Source organism: Bacillus atrophaeus (genome assembly GCF_039519175.1).
GTDB classification, from domain to species: domain Bacteria; phylum Bacillota; class Bacilli; order Bacillales; family Bacillaceae; genus Bacillus; species Bacillus atrophaeus.
Genome location: NZ_CP154443.1, coordinates 422,961 through 437,824 on the forward strand (window position 1 = coordinate 422,961; position 14,864 = coordinate 437,824).

14 protein-coding genes and 1 pseudogene are annotated in these 14,864 nt (G+C 45.4%); 7 read left to right on the forward strand and 8 right to left on the reverse strand.

What is annotated here, in order from left to right; all coding sequences use genetic code 11:
* Window positions 1-10 precede the first annotated feature (10 nt).
* Together AAHT65_RS02290 and AAHT65_RS02295 are read right to left on the reverse strand one after the other, a co-directional pair.
* Window positions 11-1,186 carry an acetyl-CoA C-acetyltransferase gene (locus tag AAHT65_RS02290; RefSeq protein ID WP_003327007.1) on the reverse strand — a complete coding sequence of 392 codons (1,176 nt, stop codon included), beginning with the start codon at window positions 1,184-1,186 and terminating at the stop codon, window positions 11-13.
* 10 nt (window positions 1,187-1,196) lie between these two features.
* Entirely contained in the window at window positions 1,197-3,575 is a 2,379-nt protein-coding gene (locus AAHT65_RS02295; protein WP_343310918.1) for a 3-hydroxyacyl-CoA dehydrogenase/enoyl-CoA hydratase family protein, read from the reverse strand.
* 196 nt (window positions 3,576-3,771) lie between these two features.
* Here AAHT65_RS02295 and AAHT65_RS02300 point away from each other — a divergent pair, with 196 nt between their 5' ends.
* Window positions 3,772-3,912: a YuzL family protein gene (locus tag AAHT65_RS02300; protein WP_003327004.1), complete on the forward strand. Its 141-nt coding sequence runs from the start codon at window positions 3,772-3,774 to the stop codon at window positions 3,910-3,912.
* 29 nt (window positions 3,913-3,941) lie between these two features.
* On the opposite strand, the gene AAHT65_RS02305 is transcribed toward AAHT65_RS02300, so the two are convergent.
* Entirely contained in the window at window positions 3,942-4,850 is a 909-nt protein-coding gene (locus AAHT65_RS02305; RefSeq protein ID WP_343310919.1) for a proline dehydrogenase, read from the reverse strand.
* Between the two features lie 97 nt (window positions 4,851-4,947).
* On the opposite strand from AAHT65_RS02305, the gene AAHT65_RS02310 reads away from it, so the two are divergent.
* From AAHT65_RS02310 to AAHT65_RS02325, 4 genes are all read left to right on the forward strand, one after another.
* Window positions 4,948-5,205 (forward strand): hypothetical protein, encoded by a 258-nt coding sequence (locus tag AAHT65_RS02310; RefSeq protein ID WP_063637949.1) that lies wholly within the window; start codon window positions 4,948-4,950, stop codon window positions 5,203-5,205.
* Window positions 5,206-5,217: 12 nt separating this feature from the next.
* The gene (locus AAHT65_RS02315; protein ID WP_003327001.1) at window positions 5,218-5,550 is read left to right on the forward strand and encodes a spore coat protein; all 333 of its coding nucleotides are present in this window, start codon (window positions 5,218-5,220) and stop codon (window positions 5,548-5,550) included.
* A gap of 186 nt (window positions 5,551-5,736) precedes the next feature.
* Window positions 5,737-6,183, forward strand: a complete 447-nt coding sequence (locus tag AAHT65_RS02320; protein WP_034717770.1) for a MarR family winged helix-turn-helix transcriptional regulator — start codon at window positions 5,737-5,739, stop codon at window positions 6,181-6,183.
* 22 nt (window positions 6,184-6,205) lie between these two features.
* Window positions 6,206-7,834, forward strand: a complete 1,629-nt coding sequence (locus tag AAHT65_RS02325; RefSeq protein WP_010789880.1) for an MDR family MFS transporter — start codon at window positions 6,206-6,208, stop codon at window positions 7,832-7,834.
* 129 nt (window positions 7,835-7,963) lie between these two features.
* Here AAHT65_RS02325 and AAHT65_RS02330 read toward each other — a convergent pair.
* The 4 genes and pseudogenes from AAHT65_RS02330 to AAHT65_RS02345 form a co-directional block, all read right to left on the reverse strand.
* Window positions 7,964-8,252: pseudogene (locus tag AAHT65_RS02330) on the reverse strand (YusU family protein); the annotation flags it as partial.
* A 28-nt stretch (window positions 8,253-8,280) separates the two neighbouring features.
* Complete coding sequence (locus AAHT65_RS02335; protein ID WP_010789882.1) at window positions 8,281-9,102, reverse strand: ABC transporter ATP-binding protein; 822 nt, start codon at window positions 9,100-9,102, stop codon at window positions 8,281-8,283.
* A 222-nt stretch (window positions 9,103-9,324) separates the two neighbouring features.
* Window positions 9,325-9,768 carry a YusW family protein gene (locus AAHT65_RS02340; protein WP_199679733.1) on the reverse strand — a complete coding sequence of 148 codons (444 nt, stop codon included), beginning with the start codon at window positions 9,766-9,768 and terminating at the stop codon, window positions 9,325-9,327.
* A 138-nt stretch (window positions 9,769-9,906) separates the two neighbouring features.
* Window positions 9,907-11,691, reverse strand: a complete 1,785-nt coding sequence (locus AAHT65_RS02345; RefSeq protein WP_106359992.1) for a M3 family oligoendopeptidase — start codon at window positions 11,689-11,691, stop codon at window positions 9,907-9,909.
* Window positions 11,692-11,851: 160 nt separating this feature from the next.
* On the opposite strand from AAHT65_RS02345, the gene AAHT65_RS02350 reads away from it, so the two are divergent.
* Window positions 11,852-12,694: an oxidoreductase gene (locus tag AAHT65_RS02350; RefSeq protein WP_106272692.1), complete on the forward strand. Its 843-nt coding sequence runs from the start codon at window positions 11,852-11,854 to the stop codon at window positions 12,692-12,694.
* A 90-nt stretch (window positions 12,695-12,784) separates the two neighbouring features.
* Window positions 12,785-13,246 carry a Dps family protein gene (locus AAHT65_RS02355; protein ID WP_088117939.1) on the forward strand — a complete coding sequence of 154 codons (462 nt, stop codon included), beginning with the start codon at window positions 12,785-12,787 and terminating at the stop codon, window positions 13,244-13,246.
* Window positions 13,247-13,290: 44 nt separating this feature from the next.
* Here AAHT65_RS02355 and AAHT65_RS02360 read toward each other — a convergent pair whose 3' ends face one another.
* Window positions 13,291-14,658: a S1C family serine protease gene (locus tag AAHT65_RS02360; protein WP_216412381.1), complete on the reverse strand. Its 1,368-nt coding sequence runs from the start codon at window positions 14,656-14,658 to the stop codon at window positions 13,291-13,293.
* Window positions 14,659-14,864: the final 206 nt, after the last annotated feature.

Sequence of the window (14,864 nt, forward strand, 5' to 3'; positions counted from 1 at the left end):
CATCCCCCTTTTAAAGTAATTCAAATACGCCTGCTGCTCCCATACCGCCGCCGATACACATTGTGACCACGCCGAATTGTTCATTTCTTCGTTTCATTTCGTGAATGAGTGACAGGGTCAGCTTTGTGCCTGTACAGCCTAGCGGGTGTCCAAGCGCGATCGCGCCTCCATTAACGTTTACTTTTTCTTCGTCTATTCCGAGTTGCCTCATGACTTGAATGGACTGTGAGGCAAAGGCTTCGTTCAATTCAAACAAACCGATGTCGCTCAATTCCAGTCCGGCAAGCTTGAGTGCGCGCGGAATGGCTTCCACAGGCCCGATTCCCATAACCTCCGGCGGAACGCCTCCTACTGCAAATGAACGGAACTTCACCAGCGGAGAAAGCCCCAAAGCATCTGCTTTTTCTCTGTCCATCAGCATCACAGCCGCCGCGCCGTCACTTGTTTGTGACGAGTTTCCCGCCGTGACGGTTCCGTCCATAGCAAACGCCGGACGCAGCGATGATAAAATGTCCGTGTTCGTTTGCGGACGCACGCCTTCATCTTGGGAAAACGTAAAGCTTTTTTCACTTGGCTTATGGTCAGGCCCGATTTGTGTCACTTTCACTTCGACAGGCACAATTTCATCTTGGAATTTGCCTTCCGAAATGGCTTTTGCCGCTTTTTGGTGACTGCGTGCAGCAAATGCATCCTGATCATCGCGGGAAACGCCGTATGTTTTCGCTACCTGCTCGGCGGTATGTCCCATGCTCATGTAATACTCCGGCGCATTTTCAGCCAGCGTGATGTTCGGGCGTGTTACATGCCCCATCATCGGAACCAGTGACATTGACTCCGCGCCGCCGGCGATTGCCGTATCATATGCGCCGAGCATAATTTTTTCAGCCCCATAGGCGATAGATTGCAGGCCCGAAGAGCAGTAGCGGTTGACTGTAATTGCCGGCACCGTATGCGGAAGACCCGCAAGCGCGCCGATGTTTCTTGCCATATTTAATCCCTGTTCGGCTTCCGGCATGGCGCATCCAATAATGAGGTCATCAATATTGCCTTCATAACCGCCTGCTCTTCTTAATGTTTCTTTCACACAAATAGCTCCCAAATCATCCGGACGGACTGTTGCCAATGATCCCTTTTTCGCTTTGCCGACCGGAGTTCTCGCTCCTGCCACAATGACTGCCTCTCTCATAAACACCCTCCTAATTCCGTAAAGGTTTTCCTTTTACAAGCATATGCTGCATTCTCGCTTGAGATTTCGCCTCGCCTGCAAGGCTCAGAAATGCTTCTCTCTCTATCTCCAATAAATAGTCTTCATCAACCTCTGTGCCGAACGGAACTTTTCCTCCGGCAATCACATTGGCGAGTTTTTTCGCAATTTTCATATCGTGTTCTGACAGATAGCCTGACAGCTTCATTTGTTCTGCACCTAATAGGAGTGCCGCATATCCTGTTGCTCCGGTCACCTTGATTTTTTGTCTCGCAGGCGGACGGTAGCCCTTGTCATATAATGAAGCCGCAAGTTTTTTCGCATCATACAGCAGATGATCCTGATTGATGCTGATATGGTCAACTTCTGACAATATGTTCATTTCCCGAGCTTCTTGAGCGGAACTAGAAACTTTTGCCATCGCAATAGTTTCAAATGTTTTGATTGCGGCCGGCATGATATCGGCTCCGTCTTGAAGGCCTCTCAAATGGCGGCAGTAAAGCTCTTTGTTTCCTCCTCCGCCAGGAATCAGTCCCACGCCGGATTCAACAAGCCCCATATACGATTCACTTGCCGCTTGAATCCGCGCCGCCGGCAGACATACCTCCGTGCCTCCGCCGAGCGTCATTCCGAAAGGAGCTGCGACGACGGGTTTAGAGCTGTATTTAATATTCATCATTGTCTCTTGGAAACGCCGTATCACAAGGTCTACTTCAGCGTAATTGTCATCCTGGGCTTCCATCAAAATCATGGCGAGATTCGCGCCCACACAGAAATTTTTTCCCTGATTTCCGATGACAAGCCCTTTATAATGACGGTCTGTTTCCTCTAAAGCTTTGTTGATCATTTGAATGATATCCAAACCAATCGCGTTGCTTTTTGAATGAAATTCAAGCAGCGCCACATTATCCCCAATGTCGATCAGGCTGGCTCCGCTGTTTTTAGCAATAACACCCTTAGATTCTTTAAGAGATGCGAGGTGCAGGCGTTTTTTGTTTTCTTTCACCGCTCTGTATTCACCGCGGTCATAATAAAATAGTGAGCCGTTTTCTTTGATATAGAAGGTTTCATGTCCTTTATCCAGCATTTCTTTTATCCAGCCGGGTATCGCCGCACCTTCCTGCTCCAGCTTTTCGGCTGACTGTCTGACCCCGATGGCGTCCCACATTTCAAACGGTCCGAGTTCCCATCCAAAGCCCCATTTCATCGCCTGGTCGATAGCGAGAATATGATCGGCAATCTCCCCGGTCAGCTGAGCTGAATATAGAAGTGTTGGCGACGTGATATTCCATAACAGTTGACCCGCCCGGTCCTCTGAATATATAAGCGCTTTCATTTTCGATTTAATTCCCTTAACCTGCTTCACCGCTTCAAGACCGGCTGTTCGCATTTTTGTACGCTCGCCGTATGTGAGGGTCAGCGGGTCAAGCTCATATATCGTTTTCCCCTCTTTTTTATAAAACCCTTGTCCGGCCTTGCTTCCAATCCAGCCATTTTCAAGCATTTTATTCATGAAATCAGGCAGTCGAAAAACGTCTTTTTCTTCTCCTTCAGCTTTGTCGTACACATTCCTAGCGACATGGGCAAATGTATCAAGGCCGACGACATCAAGAGTTCTGAAGGTGGCGCTCTTCGGCCTGCCGATCAGCGGGCCTGTGACGGAATCAACTTCTCCGATTTGATAGCCGCCTTTCAGCATTTCTTGGACTGTCACTAAAAGGCCGTAAGTCCCAATGCGGTTGGCGATAAAGTTTGGCGTATCTTTTGCGGCCACGACGCCTTTGCCAAGGACGTTTTCTCCAAACGACTTCATAAATGACACAACGTCCGGTGCGGTTTCTTGAATTGGAATAATCTCCAGAAGCTTTAAATATCGGGCCGGATTAAAGAAATGTGTGCCTAAGAAATGCGCCTTAAAATCATCTGATCTGCCTTCAGCCATGTCCTGCACTGAAATCCCGGATGTATTACTGGAAATAATACTGCCGGGTTTGCGATGTTCATCAACCAGAGAGAAAATTTGTTTTTTTACCTCAAGATTTTCGACAACGACTTCAATGATCCAGTCAGCTTCGTTGAGCTTTTCGGCATCATCTTCTAGGTTGCCGGGCGTAATATAGCTGATGTTTTTGGCAGAAGTCAATGGAGCGGGCTTTTGTTTAAGCAGTTTTTTGACCGCTGTTTGACTCAGCCTGCTGCGAACTTCGGGGCTGTCTAATGTTCTGCCCTTTTTCATATCATCCTTCGTCAATTCGTTCGGCACAATATCAAGCAGCAGAACTGGGATTCCGATGTTAGCTAAATGCGCCGCGATTCCAGAACCCATGACCCCTGATCCCAAAACGGCTGCTTTCTTAATTTGTTTGTGCATGAAACATCCCCCTTGAACTTTGAATGAATAATCATTCATTTTTAAGCTAAAAAAATGAAACCCTTTTCTTCTTTCATCTTAAAAGATTTCGGTACTGAGTTCAATAGCTAAATTGTAAATTTTTCATTTCTGTCTGTTTTAGCGCTGCGTATGAACCATTCACCATAAGGGCAACTTAAAGCCGGAGGTGAAGGGAATGGTACGAGAAAGAAAAGATCCGTCCTCAGCCGCGGTGAGCGCTGCAAGCGTAAAAGGAAATGCGGGTCCGTCTCAAAAGTATGAAGGCGGAAAACGGACAAGCCAAAACCAGCAATATAAAAAACATAACATGGAGTAACAGATTGCAGCTGCTTTCGCGGCTGTTTTTTATTTTTTGATGATTCCCTTTAACACAAAAGCCGCATTGGCCGGTCTTTCTGCAATCCTTCTCATAAAATAGCTGTACCAATCCGTACCGTACGGGACGTATACCCGCATGCGGTATCCTTCCTTCGCAAGCTCCTTCTGCCGCTCCGGTCTGATTCCGTACAGCATTTGAAACTCAAATTGGCTGTTCGGAATGCGGTGCTTTGAAACGAGCTTTTTCGTAAATGCAATGATGGCATCGTCATGGGTCGCAACGGCGGTATAGTTCCCGCTTAACAGTTGAAGCTTAATCAAGTTTTGCAGATGAAGGTCGGTTCCTTTCTTATCCGGAAACGCCACCGCGGCAGATTCTTTATACGCCCCTTTCACCAGCCTGAGGTTCGGCTTAAGGGGATGCAAGTTCCTAATATCCTCTGCGGCGCGGTACAGGTATGCCTGGATGACGGTTCCCAGCTTTTCAAACTCCGGCTTCAGCCGTTTGTAAATCTGAAGCGTCCGCTCATAGCGTGAGTAATCTTCCATATCAATTGTTACGGCGACTTCATGGTGTTTCGCTTCTTTTAAAATCGCCTTCAAATGGGTTACGGCAAGTTCTTCCGAGATGTCCAGTCCGATTGAAGTAAGCTTTAGAGACAGCTCAGAGTCCAGCTGATGTTCCGCGATTGCCCCGATCACCTGCTTACATTGCGCCGCGTTTTTTTTTGCTTCTTGTTCTGTGCGCGCATATTCGCCCAGATAATCAATTGTAGCGGAAAGCCCCGCCCGGTTCAGCCTCTTGACCGTTTTCACCGCAGAAGCAATTGTGTCGCCCGCAACAAATCTTCCAGCTCCTAAACGAATGCCGTATGTCTTGGCGAGCTTGGTCAGGGTTCTGTTTTTAGATAAAAACAAAAACAGGCTTCGCAACATGTGATTCCCTCCGTTTCTTAATGAATCAGCATTTTATCTGTATACATTCGCCGGCTTAAGGAAACATAAAAAGAACAGAACTATAGGAGGCGTTTTTATGGAAAATCAGCAGCAAAACTCAGGTATGACACCGCCTGCTGTCATTTCGACAAAGGACCATTTGTATCTGAACGACATGCTGAACTGGAATTTAATCGCGATGAAAAAAGCCCATTTTATGGCGCAGCAATGTCAGGATCAAGCCTTAAAGCAAGAGCTTGACCGCGTCGGACAAATGCATCATGATCACTACCAGAGAATTTTAAACCACTTGAATCCAAATCAAGGGCAGCAGCCATCTGGCTACATGCAATAGGAGGATCAAATCATGAATCAGCAAAATCAGCAAAAAATCAGCAACCCGGAAACACCAGTGCCGGCGACTTCTCAAATGAATGACAGAGATTTCGTCAATGAGCTGCTGACAACAGAAAAATACATTACTTCTTCTTATTGCACAGCCTTGCACGAATTCAGCCATGAGTCTCTCTATCAGGATATTCAATCCATTTTTGATGAGTCACAAAAAGCGCAAAGAAAACTTTATGATCTCATGTTCCAGTATGGGTGGTACTCTATAGAGGCGGAGGATGCGCAAAAGCTGCAGCAGTCCCATCAAAAATTCCAGCAAACCCTTCAACAGCAATCGCCTTATCAGTAAGTCATACGGTAAAACCAGACCGGCGAAAGGATACGATGTTCTATGAGCATCTATCCTTTTTTGTTTTGTTTTTAATCCCTTAAGAAAAGAGTTGACTTATACTTAATCCTTATTTATATTTAATAGGCATTAATTATTTTAGTGAGTTAAATATAAATTCATATTATTTATAACAGAGGAGAAATTATGATGAATGCGGATCAAGTAATGTCTGATATTCAATTGTCACTTCAGACACTTTTCCAAAAAATACAGCCTGAAATGGTAGAAAGTATGGAAAAACAGGGTGTCACACCTGCACAATTGTTCGTTTTGGCCAGCTTAAAGAAACACGGAAGCTGCAAAATTTCTGAAATTGCAGAGCGCATGGAGGTCAAGCCAAGTGCGGTGACTTTAATGGTGGACCGCCTTGAACAAAAGAATCTTGTCGTCAGAAAACATGATACAGAAGACAGAAGAGTCATCAATATCAGCCTTACTGCTGAAGGAGACAAAAAGTTTGAAGACATTTTGACGGGAAGAAAGGCAATATTGGCACGATACCTTTCGTTTCTGACAGAAGAAGAACTGTTACAAGCAGCACAGATTACTCAAAAACTTGCTCAAGCGGCTGCTGAAACAACGGAAACATAAACATTTTTAAAGAAAAGAGGAAATGGTTGAAATGAGTACAGAAAGCAAAAATCCTAAACGCACTTTATTATTAACCGGCTTAATTATAGCCATGTTTTTTTCAGCGCTTGACGGTACGATTGTAGGAACAGCCATGCCGAAAATTGTAGGCGATCTTGGCGGTTTAAGTATGATGACCTGGTTGACTACGGCGTATCTTTTAACCTCAACGACTGTTGTCCCGATTGCCGGTAAATTAGCCGACTTATTAGGGCGCCGCGTTGTCTATGTTTCAGGTTTGATCATCTTTATGGCCGCGTCAGCACTGTGCGGAATGGCCAACAATATGACTGAATTGATTATATTCCGCGGATTACAGGGAATAGGCGGCGGTATCATGATGCCAATGGCTATGATTGTAGTCGGGGATTTATTTACAGGTAAACAGCGTGCCAAATTCCAAGGGGTCTTTGGGGCGATTTACGGTCTTGCATCCGTCATCGGACCGCAGATCGGCGGCTGGATTGTCGACACTTTAAATTGGAAATGGGTCTTTTACATTAACCTTCCTGTCGGGATTGTTGCCGTTATTTTCATTGCCAGAGGGTTACAGGGCCGCAAACAGACAGGGCCGATCAATTTCGATATTGCCGGCATTTTCACCATGGTGGTCGGTGTCGTGAGCTTGCTTCTTGCTCTTAGTTTCGGAGGTAAAGATTACGCGTGGGGTTCTTGGCAGATTCTCGGATTGTTCGCGCTCGCCCTTATCGGCATTATAGGTTTTATCATAGCGGAAACAAAAGCAAAAGAACCGATTCTTCCTATGTATCTATTTAAAAACAGAACGTTTACATTCCTGAATCTGATCGGCTTCTTTATGAGTATCGGGATGTTCGGCGCAGTCACGTTTGTTCCTTTCTTTATGCAGGGGATTGTGGGTGTCAGCGCGTCTGAATCAGGCACCATTATGACGCCGATGATGGTCTCTATGATTATTACGAGTATTATCGGCGGTCAGCTTGTGTATAAAGTGGGAATTAAGCCGCAAATTATCACAGGTATGGTGATTATGGCAGGCGGGTTCCTTCTGTTAACAACATTGGACCTTGATACGAGTAAGCTTGTGGCGACAAGCTACATGGCGATCATAGGGCTTGGCATGGGTCTGGTCATGCCGATTCTCACATTAGCACTGCAAGAGAGCTTTTCAAAAGAGGAGCTTGGAGTTGTCACCTCCTCAAGCCAGTTCTTCCGCTCCATTGGAGGAACATTTGGAATTACAGTGCTGGGGGCCGTAATGAACGCCAGATCAGGCACCCTTTTAACCGACAAACTCGTTCCTTACTTAAACTCGCTTCCGGCACAGGCCAGTTCCTTTGCCGACCAGTTTAAAGGCATGATAGACAAAGATCCGCAAGGGCTGCTTCAGTCTCTGTTCAGTCCGGAAGCAGTAAAACAAATTCCGGCGGCGTTTTCTTCACACATCGTGCCGATTTTAAAAACATCTTTGATGGATTCGCTTCACAGTGTGTTTTACGCAGGCCTCGCCTTTATTGTGATCGGAGCCGTACTCACTTTGTTCGTCAAACCGATTAAGCTTTCTAATAAAAAGGCTGGGGAGGAGCAAGAAAAAGAGGAGAAGGCAAAAGCAGTCGGATCTCCTTCCCATTAGTTTGTATGATGAGAAGCCCGCAGAATTTTATTATTTCGCGGGTTTTTTGCTGTTAGAAAATGCAGTTTATCAGTCAGAACAAAAAAGCAGTTTGCCGTGTGATGCTGCGCGGCAAACTGCTTTTTTAGACTATTTTTTTCGATGCTCTTCATTTAACTCTTTAATATGCTGAATGACTTCTTTAATGCCCTGTTTGGCGTCAGGATACGATTCGTTCCAATGCCTCACAAGCGGAGGCATGCTTTTAGCCATGTGCGTATACAATATCCATTGCTTCACGTCTTCTTTTAATTCAGCGTCTGTTTCACCAAGAAGAAGTTCTGTGTATTTTTCCAGTAATCCGTCGAGCTGTTCTTGTAGTTTTTGCTCCATTTTCACACCTTCCTCTCTGCGTAAAAACAAAAAGGAGCTGCCGCTCTCTGGCGGAATCTCCTTTGCTGCGGTACTTATCCGTGAGATGAAAGAGCCGTTTCCTGAACAATACATCTGCCCCGTCCGTGCGGAATACAAAGAGGCGTTCCAAACAGCGGGTCTTGTGTCACCTGACAGTTCATAGAAAACACATTTTGCACGAGATCACAGTTTATGACTTCTTCCGGCCGGCCCTCAGCGTAAATTTGTTTGTCTTTAATCGCAACCAAATGATGGGCGTAGCGGCAGGCTAAATTCAAATCATGGAGAACCATCACAATCGTCCGTTGTTCCTTTTCGTTCAGTTCAAACAGCAAATCCAGGATTTCGATCTGATGGGTCATGTCCAGATAGGTTGTTGGTTCATCAAGAAGAATAATATCCGTTTCTTGTGCGAGTGTCATTGCGATCCATGCCCGCTGCCGCTGTCCGCCTGACAACGAATCAACGGCACGGTCAGCCATCTCTTCCAGCTTTGTCGCTTTGAGCGCTCTATTCACTGCATCCTCATCAGCTTTTGACCATTGTTTCAGCCAGTTTTGATACGGATATCTTCCTTGCTTGACCAGCTGATGCACGGTTAATCCCTCGGGAGCAGCGGGCCCCTGCGGCAGAATCGCAAGCTCCTTCGCGACCTCTTTTGTCGGCAGTTTGGCGATTGCTTTTCCTTCGAGAAGCACAGATCCGCCCTGCGGTTTCATCAGCCGCGCCAAAGAACGTAAAAGTGTCGATTTTCCGCAGCCGTTGCTGCCGATAAATACGGTTATCTCACCTTTTGGAATCGTTAAATTTAACTCATCGATAATAACAGCATCCCCGTACCCTAAGCTCAACGTTTCTGTAGAAATTGCACTCATACCCGTAACCGCTCCTTTTCGCTGACTTTAGCAACACTTATGTATTGCGCTTTTTATACTGAATGTATGTTTCTCAAATATCATCATCTATACAAGTGATAAAATAATCACTTCACTATAAGGCCATATATCCTTCATTGTAGCAGATAACAATGACTTTGAAAATCATTTTCAATTAGTTTTTGGAACGAATGGGAATCTTACGGGCTCTTCCGGATGATGCTATTTTTTTATTTCTCTTACAGTTCCGTCGTGAAGCTTTATGTTCAAACGAAGATGGTCGTAATGGCTGTCTAAATTAAAGGATTCCAGTACATTCCGAATCGCTTCTTGATCTGTCATATGCTGATTGACCGCAAGCTCACTCAGGATCATTTTCATTTCATCCAGCGCTTCTTCACCTTCCTGGTGAATGCCTGACAGCTTATCTTCAATTTCAGCCTTTTCATTATCCCCGTTCTTTTGGTACATGCCTTCATAGCGGTTATGCTCCCCGTTTCCATAGTTCACCTGGAGCGAGAAATGATCATAAGGCACAGGCTTCATATTTGAAACAGGCGCGTTTTCGGCCGCGGAATTTCCTCGCTGTTGTTCTTCATTCAGCCGGCAGCCCGCTATCAATATCACCACGAGACAAATGGCTCCCGTCATCCTGATCACGCTCATTTTATTCACTCCTATAGTTTCCATTCTTTTTAGCTATGTCCAAGGGGAGGATTCCTCATTCATGAAGAAAAAACCGCAGCCTTATGCTTTTTCACACAAAAAAGCCGGAGCCTAAAAAGACCCCGGCTATCCTATAGCTTAAGATTCGGTCAGTTTCAAAAACTCCTCGGCATCCTGTACCGCCAGACTTATGGCGTGTTCCCAAAAATCCCGTTTGGTTAAATCAGCGCCTAAGTGCTTCATCGCCAAGTCTTCCACTGTCATTGAAGCCGTATCATGCAAGAGAGCCATGTATTTTTCTTCAAACCCGGCTTTTTCCTGTAAAGCCGAAGCGTAAATGCCAAGTGAAAACAGATAGCCGAATGTATACGGAAAATGATAAAACGGCACTCTTGTAATATGAAAATGAAGCTTTGACGCCCAAAAATGCGGATGATATTCTCCTAAAGCGCCGCAGAAAGCTTCCTGTTGAGCCTCAATCATCAGCTCATTTAATCTGTCAGCCGGTACGATTCCCTGTTTCCGCTCTTCATAAAATGCCGTTTCGAATAAAAATCTGGCATGGATATTCATGAAAAACGCGACGCTTCTCTGGACTTTATCTTCAAGCAAAACAAGTTTTTGTTCCTTGGTTTCCGCCTGTTTTACTGTTGCATCAGCAACGATCATTTCCGCAAAGGTAGAAGCCGTTTCAGCTACGTTCATTGCGTAGCCTCTGTTTAACGGGCGCACATTCAGCATGGCTTCCTGATGAAACGCGTGGCCGAGTTCATGGGCTAGTGTGGCGACGTTTGAGGCGCTGCCCGAATAGGTCATAAATATGCGCGACTCCCCGCTTTCCGGAAAACTTGTACAGAAGCCTCCGACCCTTTTTCCGCTGCGGTCTTCCGCTTCAATCCAGCGGTCTCGGAACGCTTTTTCGGTAAATGCTGAAAGCTTTTGGCCGAACGTCGCAAACTGACTGACAATCAAATTCGCCGCTTCATCATACGAATATTCCTTCACGTCATCTCCGACGGGCGTTTCAACGTCATACCAATTTAGCTGGTCGACGCCAAGGAGTGACGCTTTTCTATGAAGATAATTAACAAACGGCTTCTTATGATCGGTGATGACCTGCCACATGACGTCCAGCGTTTCTTTTTTCATTCGATTAATGGCAAGCGGCTCTTTAAGCGCATTGTCCCAGCCCCGCGCTTTATAGGTTTGCAGACGGAATCCCGCCAGATGGTTTAATGTGCTGCTGAAAATGTCCTCTTCCCGCTCCCAAGCTTTATTCAGGCGCTCCCACACTGTTTTTCTGACAGAACGGTTTTGGGAAGACAGCAGATTCTCCGCCTGTCCGACGGATAATTGTTTATCTTCATACGAAATCGTGATTTTCCCGACAATCGTGTTGTACAAATCCCCCCACGCATGATAGCCGTCAACGGCCAATCCCTCGATAAGTGTTTCTTGATCTGCACTGAGTTTTTCAGCGATACGTTCTCTTCTTTCTTGTAATATGTATGCGATTTCTTGAAGATCCTGCCTGTTAAGCAGCTTTTTCCATACAGCATCATCAATGCGGGCAAGCTTATGATCGAATGTGACGAGAGCAGACTTGAAATCCGCATTAAGCCGGCTGATGCGCGCTTTGTGTTCATTGGCCTTTTGATCATTGGTATTTTGAGACTGAAGACAAATGACAAAGGCGCCCGCCTGCTGAATTTTGACGACGATCTCTTCAAACTTGCTGAGTATTCTTACCAGCTCTTCTTCATCTTCGGCAGTCTTTGGCAGCTGAAATGCATCTGTCATTTCCTTGAAAACATGCAGACTTTGGGATAGCTTTCCGATATACGCTGTAAACTCCGGAGACCCGCTTCCCCCTTTAAAAAATGTCTCAAGATCCCACGTTTCGTTTACGCCTTGCAATGTCATGACCCAAAACCCCTTTCTCACTTTCTTTCATTATAAAACAATTCTGAATTATTGTATAAAAGTATTTTCCCTTTCAGGAAATCTTTTCTAACGGCCTTTATAGATGAATGGGCCTGATGATAGTACAATACCTTTATGAATATAGAACGGGGGAATTATTTTGAATCGAAAAATTGCGATTGTGACTGGAGCCACCAGCGGTTTCGGTCTTTTGACTGCTGTAAAGCTCGCGCAGACTTACACCGTTATCGCAACGGCGAGACAACCGGAACAAGCGAGTGCACTAAGGGAGACGGCCGCACTGCACAATGTGGAAGCGTTCATTCATATCACAGCGTTGGATGTAACCGATGAGCGGTCCATTTCAGACTTCGGGGAAACGCTGCGGGCATACGGTCCGGTCGATTTGCTCGTAAACAACGCCGGAACGGCCTATGGCGGATTTATTGAAGAATTGACAATGGATCATTACAGAAAACAGTTTGAAACCAATGTGTTCGGTTTGATAAGCGTCACAAAAACTGTTCTGCCTTTTTTGAGAAAACACGGCGGCGCCAAAATCATAAATGTCAGCAGTATCAGCGGTTTGACCGGATTTCCCGCTTTATCTCCTTATGCATCTTCCAAGCATGCGCTGGAAGGGTTTTCGGAAAGCCTGCGCCTTGAGATGCTTCCCTTCGGCATAGAAACAGCGCTGGTAGAACCCGGCTCCTACCAAACCTCGATCTGGCGGAAATCAATATCAGGCAATATGACAGCATCCGCACCCGGATCAGCCTATCACCACTACTACAAAACGATTCTGTCATATGTAGAAAAAAATGAAATCGAAAGCGGGAACCCTCAAGAAGTCGCCGATCTCATTTATCAATTAGCATTGAAAAAACGCATCAGAAAATTACGTTATCCGGTCGGAAAAGGCGTCAAGCTGACACTGCTGTTCCGCGCCCTTTTTCCTTGGTCTTTCTGGGAGTATATCCTCAAGAAAAAACTGTTCAAATAATCGTTATTTATAATAATTATAATTTAGTATTGATTTCTATATGAGATGTGGTATAATTAATTTAACAGATCACAAGGAGGACGTTATAATATGAATGCACAAGATGTAAAAAAAGAGAGCGCAGTAATTGAGAATTCAATGAACACCCAATTATCTAACTGGTTTTTGCTTTACTCTAAGCTCCACCGTTTTCACTGGTATGTAAAGGGACCGCATTTCTTTACACTTCATGAAAAATTCGAAGAGCTATATAACCAAGCGGCTGAAACAGCCGATACCATTGCGGAACGTCTGCTTGCCATCGGCGGCCATCCTGCGGCTACGCTGAGTGAGTACCTTAAGCAGGCATCCATCTCTGACGGAGGCAGCGAAACAGCCGCATCAGAAATGGTCAAGACATTGGTCGATGATTATAAACAAATCAGCAGCGAATCAAAATTCGTCATCGGACTTGCCGAAGAAAACAATGATCATGCAACGGCTGACCTGTTTGTCGGATTGATAGAAGACATTGAAAAACAAGTGTGGATGCTGTCCTCTTTCTTAGACTAAAAAAGCTGAACCCAAGGGGTTCAGCTTTTTTCATATCCGGCCAATCAGCGGGAACTGCTTTCTGTTTGCTTCGTCAGCGAAACATTGAGTGTTTTTGTTTTTCCGTTTCGAATGACTTGAATCGTTGTTTTGTCGCCCACTTTTAAATCCTTATAAAGGATTTCCCGAATATCCGCACTGCTCTCCACATCTTGGCCGTTTAGTTTGACGATGATGTCTTCAGAGCGAATGCCGGCTTTTGCCGCAGGGGAATTGGATTGGACTTCTTTTACATAAGCCCCTTTGCTCAGCTGATCTCCGAATAGGCCCAGCGTATTTTCTTGATAGGTTTGCGGGACTTGCGACATATCGACCATTTGAACTCCCAAGAACGGTCTCTCTACCTTTCCGTTTGCCAGCAGCTCGTCAACGACCGGTTCCACGTCGTTACTTGGGATGGCGAATCCGAGAGACTCTACGCCGTTTTCACTGACCTTTAGGCTGTTGATTCCGATGACTTGCCCGCTGGAATTGATTAACGGGCCTCCGCTGTTCCCCGGGTTGATCGCAGCGTCTGTTTGCAGCACATTCATCTCAACCGTTCCTTGGGTTGTATCCACATCAATCGTCCGGTCAAGGCCGCTGATAATCCCTTGCGTCACCGTACCGGAAAACTGCTGTCCGAGCGGGTTTCCGATGGCGATCACTTTTTCTCCGGTGCGAAGCTGTGAAGAATCTCCGAAGCTCGCTACTTTATCAACATTGTCTGAACTGATTTCCAAAACAGCCAAATCGGTTATTGCATCGCTTCCTACGAGCTTGGCGGTTTCCGTTTTCCCATTATATAACGTAACCGTGAGTTTATTAGCGCCCTCTACGACATGATTATTCGTAATGATATAGGCTTTCTTATTGTCCTTCTTAAAAATAACACCCGATCCTGTTCCGCTCTCACTCTCAGAACTCGAACTGCTTTCTGTGCCGAATGTATTATTTTGAGAGCTTTGAAGGTTGGAGATTCCGACAATTGCCGGCTCCAAGTCTTCTACCATGTCAGCTACGTTTGTGGCGTTCGTCACCGGCGTTGTTGTAAAATTGTCTGACTGCACCTGCTTATTCGCTGAAACGGTCTCGGTTGTCTGATTATGGTTAGACGGCAGATGAGGCGCGATGCCGAGCATCAAACCTCCGCCGATAATTCCGCCTAATACCGGACTCAGCCATGCGGCTCTCCGTTTTTTTTCTTTTTTTACGGCCGTTTCTTTCTGTTCCATTTCTAAAGCCGATGCTGTTTCTTTGCGTCCGGCCTCCTGAGAAACAGGCTGATCAAGCAATTTTTGTTCCTGATGCTCAATCAGCTCTGGCTTGTCTGTATGTGACGGTTCATCATTTGAATGAAGGGGATCATTTTTGTCATCACGTCTATAATCCATTTTCGCACGCTCCTTTTACGGTTTTCCATTTATCATTACATATTTATCGCATATACAAGTTCAATTGTCCCTATAATGAGGAGAAAAGCAAAGCACCAAAATAGTGTATGTTTTATCATATAACATTTTCCTCGCTTTTTTCATTCCTTTCTTCCCTTATATACATCATAAACAAACATTGTGGGATAAAAATGAAAAGAATATGT

What these genes read in the sequence shown, in the direction of transcription:
- AAHT65_RS02320 (WP_034717770.1), top strand. Translation starts at nt 5,737, where the DNA reads ATGATGAATGCGGATCAAGTAATGTCTGATATTCAATTGTCACTTCAG.
- AAHT65_RS02355 (WP_088117939.1), top strand. Translation starts at nt 12,785, where the DNA reads ATGAATGCACAAGATGTAAAAAAAGAGAGCGCAGTAATTGAGAATTCA.
- AAHT65_RS02310 (WP_063637949.1), top strand. Translation starts at nt 4,948, where the DNA reads ATGGAAAATCAGCAGCAAAACTCAGGTATGACACCGCCTGCTGTCATT.
- AAHT65_RS02295 (WP_343310918.1), bottom strand. Translation starts at nt 3,575, where the DNA reads ATGCACAAACAAATTAAGAAAGCAGCCGTTTTGGGATCAGGGGTCATG.
- AAHT65_RS02335 (WP_010789882.1), bottom strand. Translation starts at nt 9,102, where the DNA reads ATGAGTGCAATTTCTACAGAAACGTTGAGCTTAGGGTACGGGGATGCT.
- AAHT65_RS02340 (WP_199679733.1), bottom strand. Translation starts at nt 9,768, where the DNA reads ATGAGCGTGATCAGGATGACGGGAGCCATTTGTCTCGTGGTGATATTG.
- AAHT65_RS02305 (WP_343310919.1), bottom strand. Translation starts at nt 4,850, where the DNA reads ATGTTGCGAAGCCTGTTTTTGTTTTTATCTAAAAACAGAACCCTGACC.
- AAHT65_RS02325 (WP_010789880.1), top strand. Translation starts at nt 6,206, where the DNA reads ATGGTTGAAATGAGTACAGAAAGCAAAAATCCTAAACGCACTTTATTA.
- AAHT65_RS02300 (WP_003327004.1), top strand. Translation starts at nt 3,772, where the DNA reads ATGGTACGAGAAAGAAAAGATCCGTCCTCAGCCGCGGTGAGCGCTGCA.
- AAHT65_RS02360 (WP_216412381.1), bottom strand. Translation starts at nt 14,658, where the DNA reads ATGGATTATAGACGTGATGACAAAAATGATCCCCTTCATTCAAATGAT.
- AAHT65_RS02315 (WP_003327001.1), top strand. Translation starts at nt 5,218, where the DNA reads ATGAATCAGCAAAATCAGCAAAAAATCAGCAACCCGGAAACACCAGTG.
- AAHT65_RS02290 (WP_003327007.1), bottom strand. Translation starts at nt 1,186, where the DNA reads ATGAGAGAGGCAGTCATTGTGGCAGGAGCGAGAACTCCGGTCGGCAAA.
- AAHT65_RS02345 (WP_106359992.1), bottom strand. Translation starts at nt 11,691, where the DNA reads ATGACATTGCAAGGCGTAAACGAAACGTGGGATCTTGAGACATTTTTT.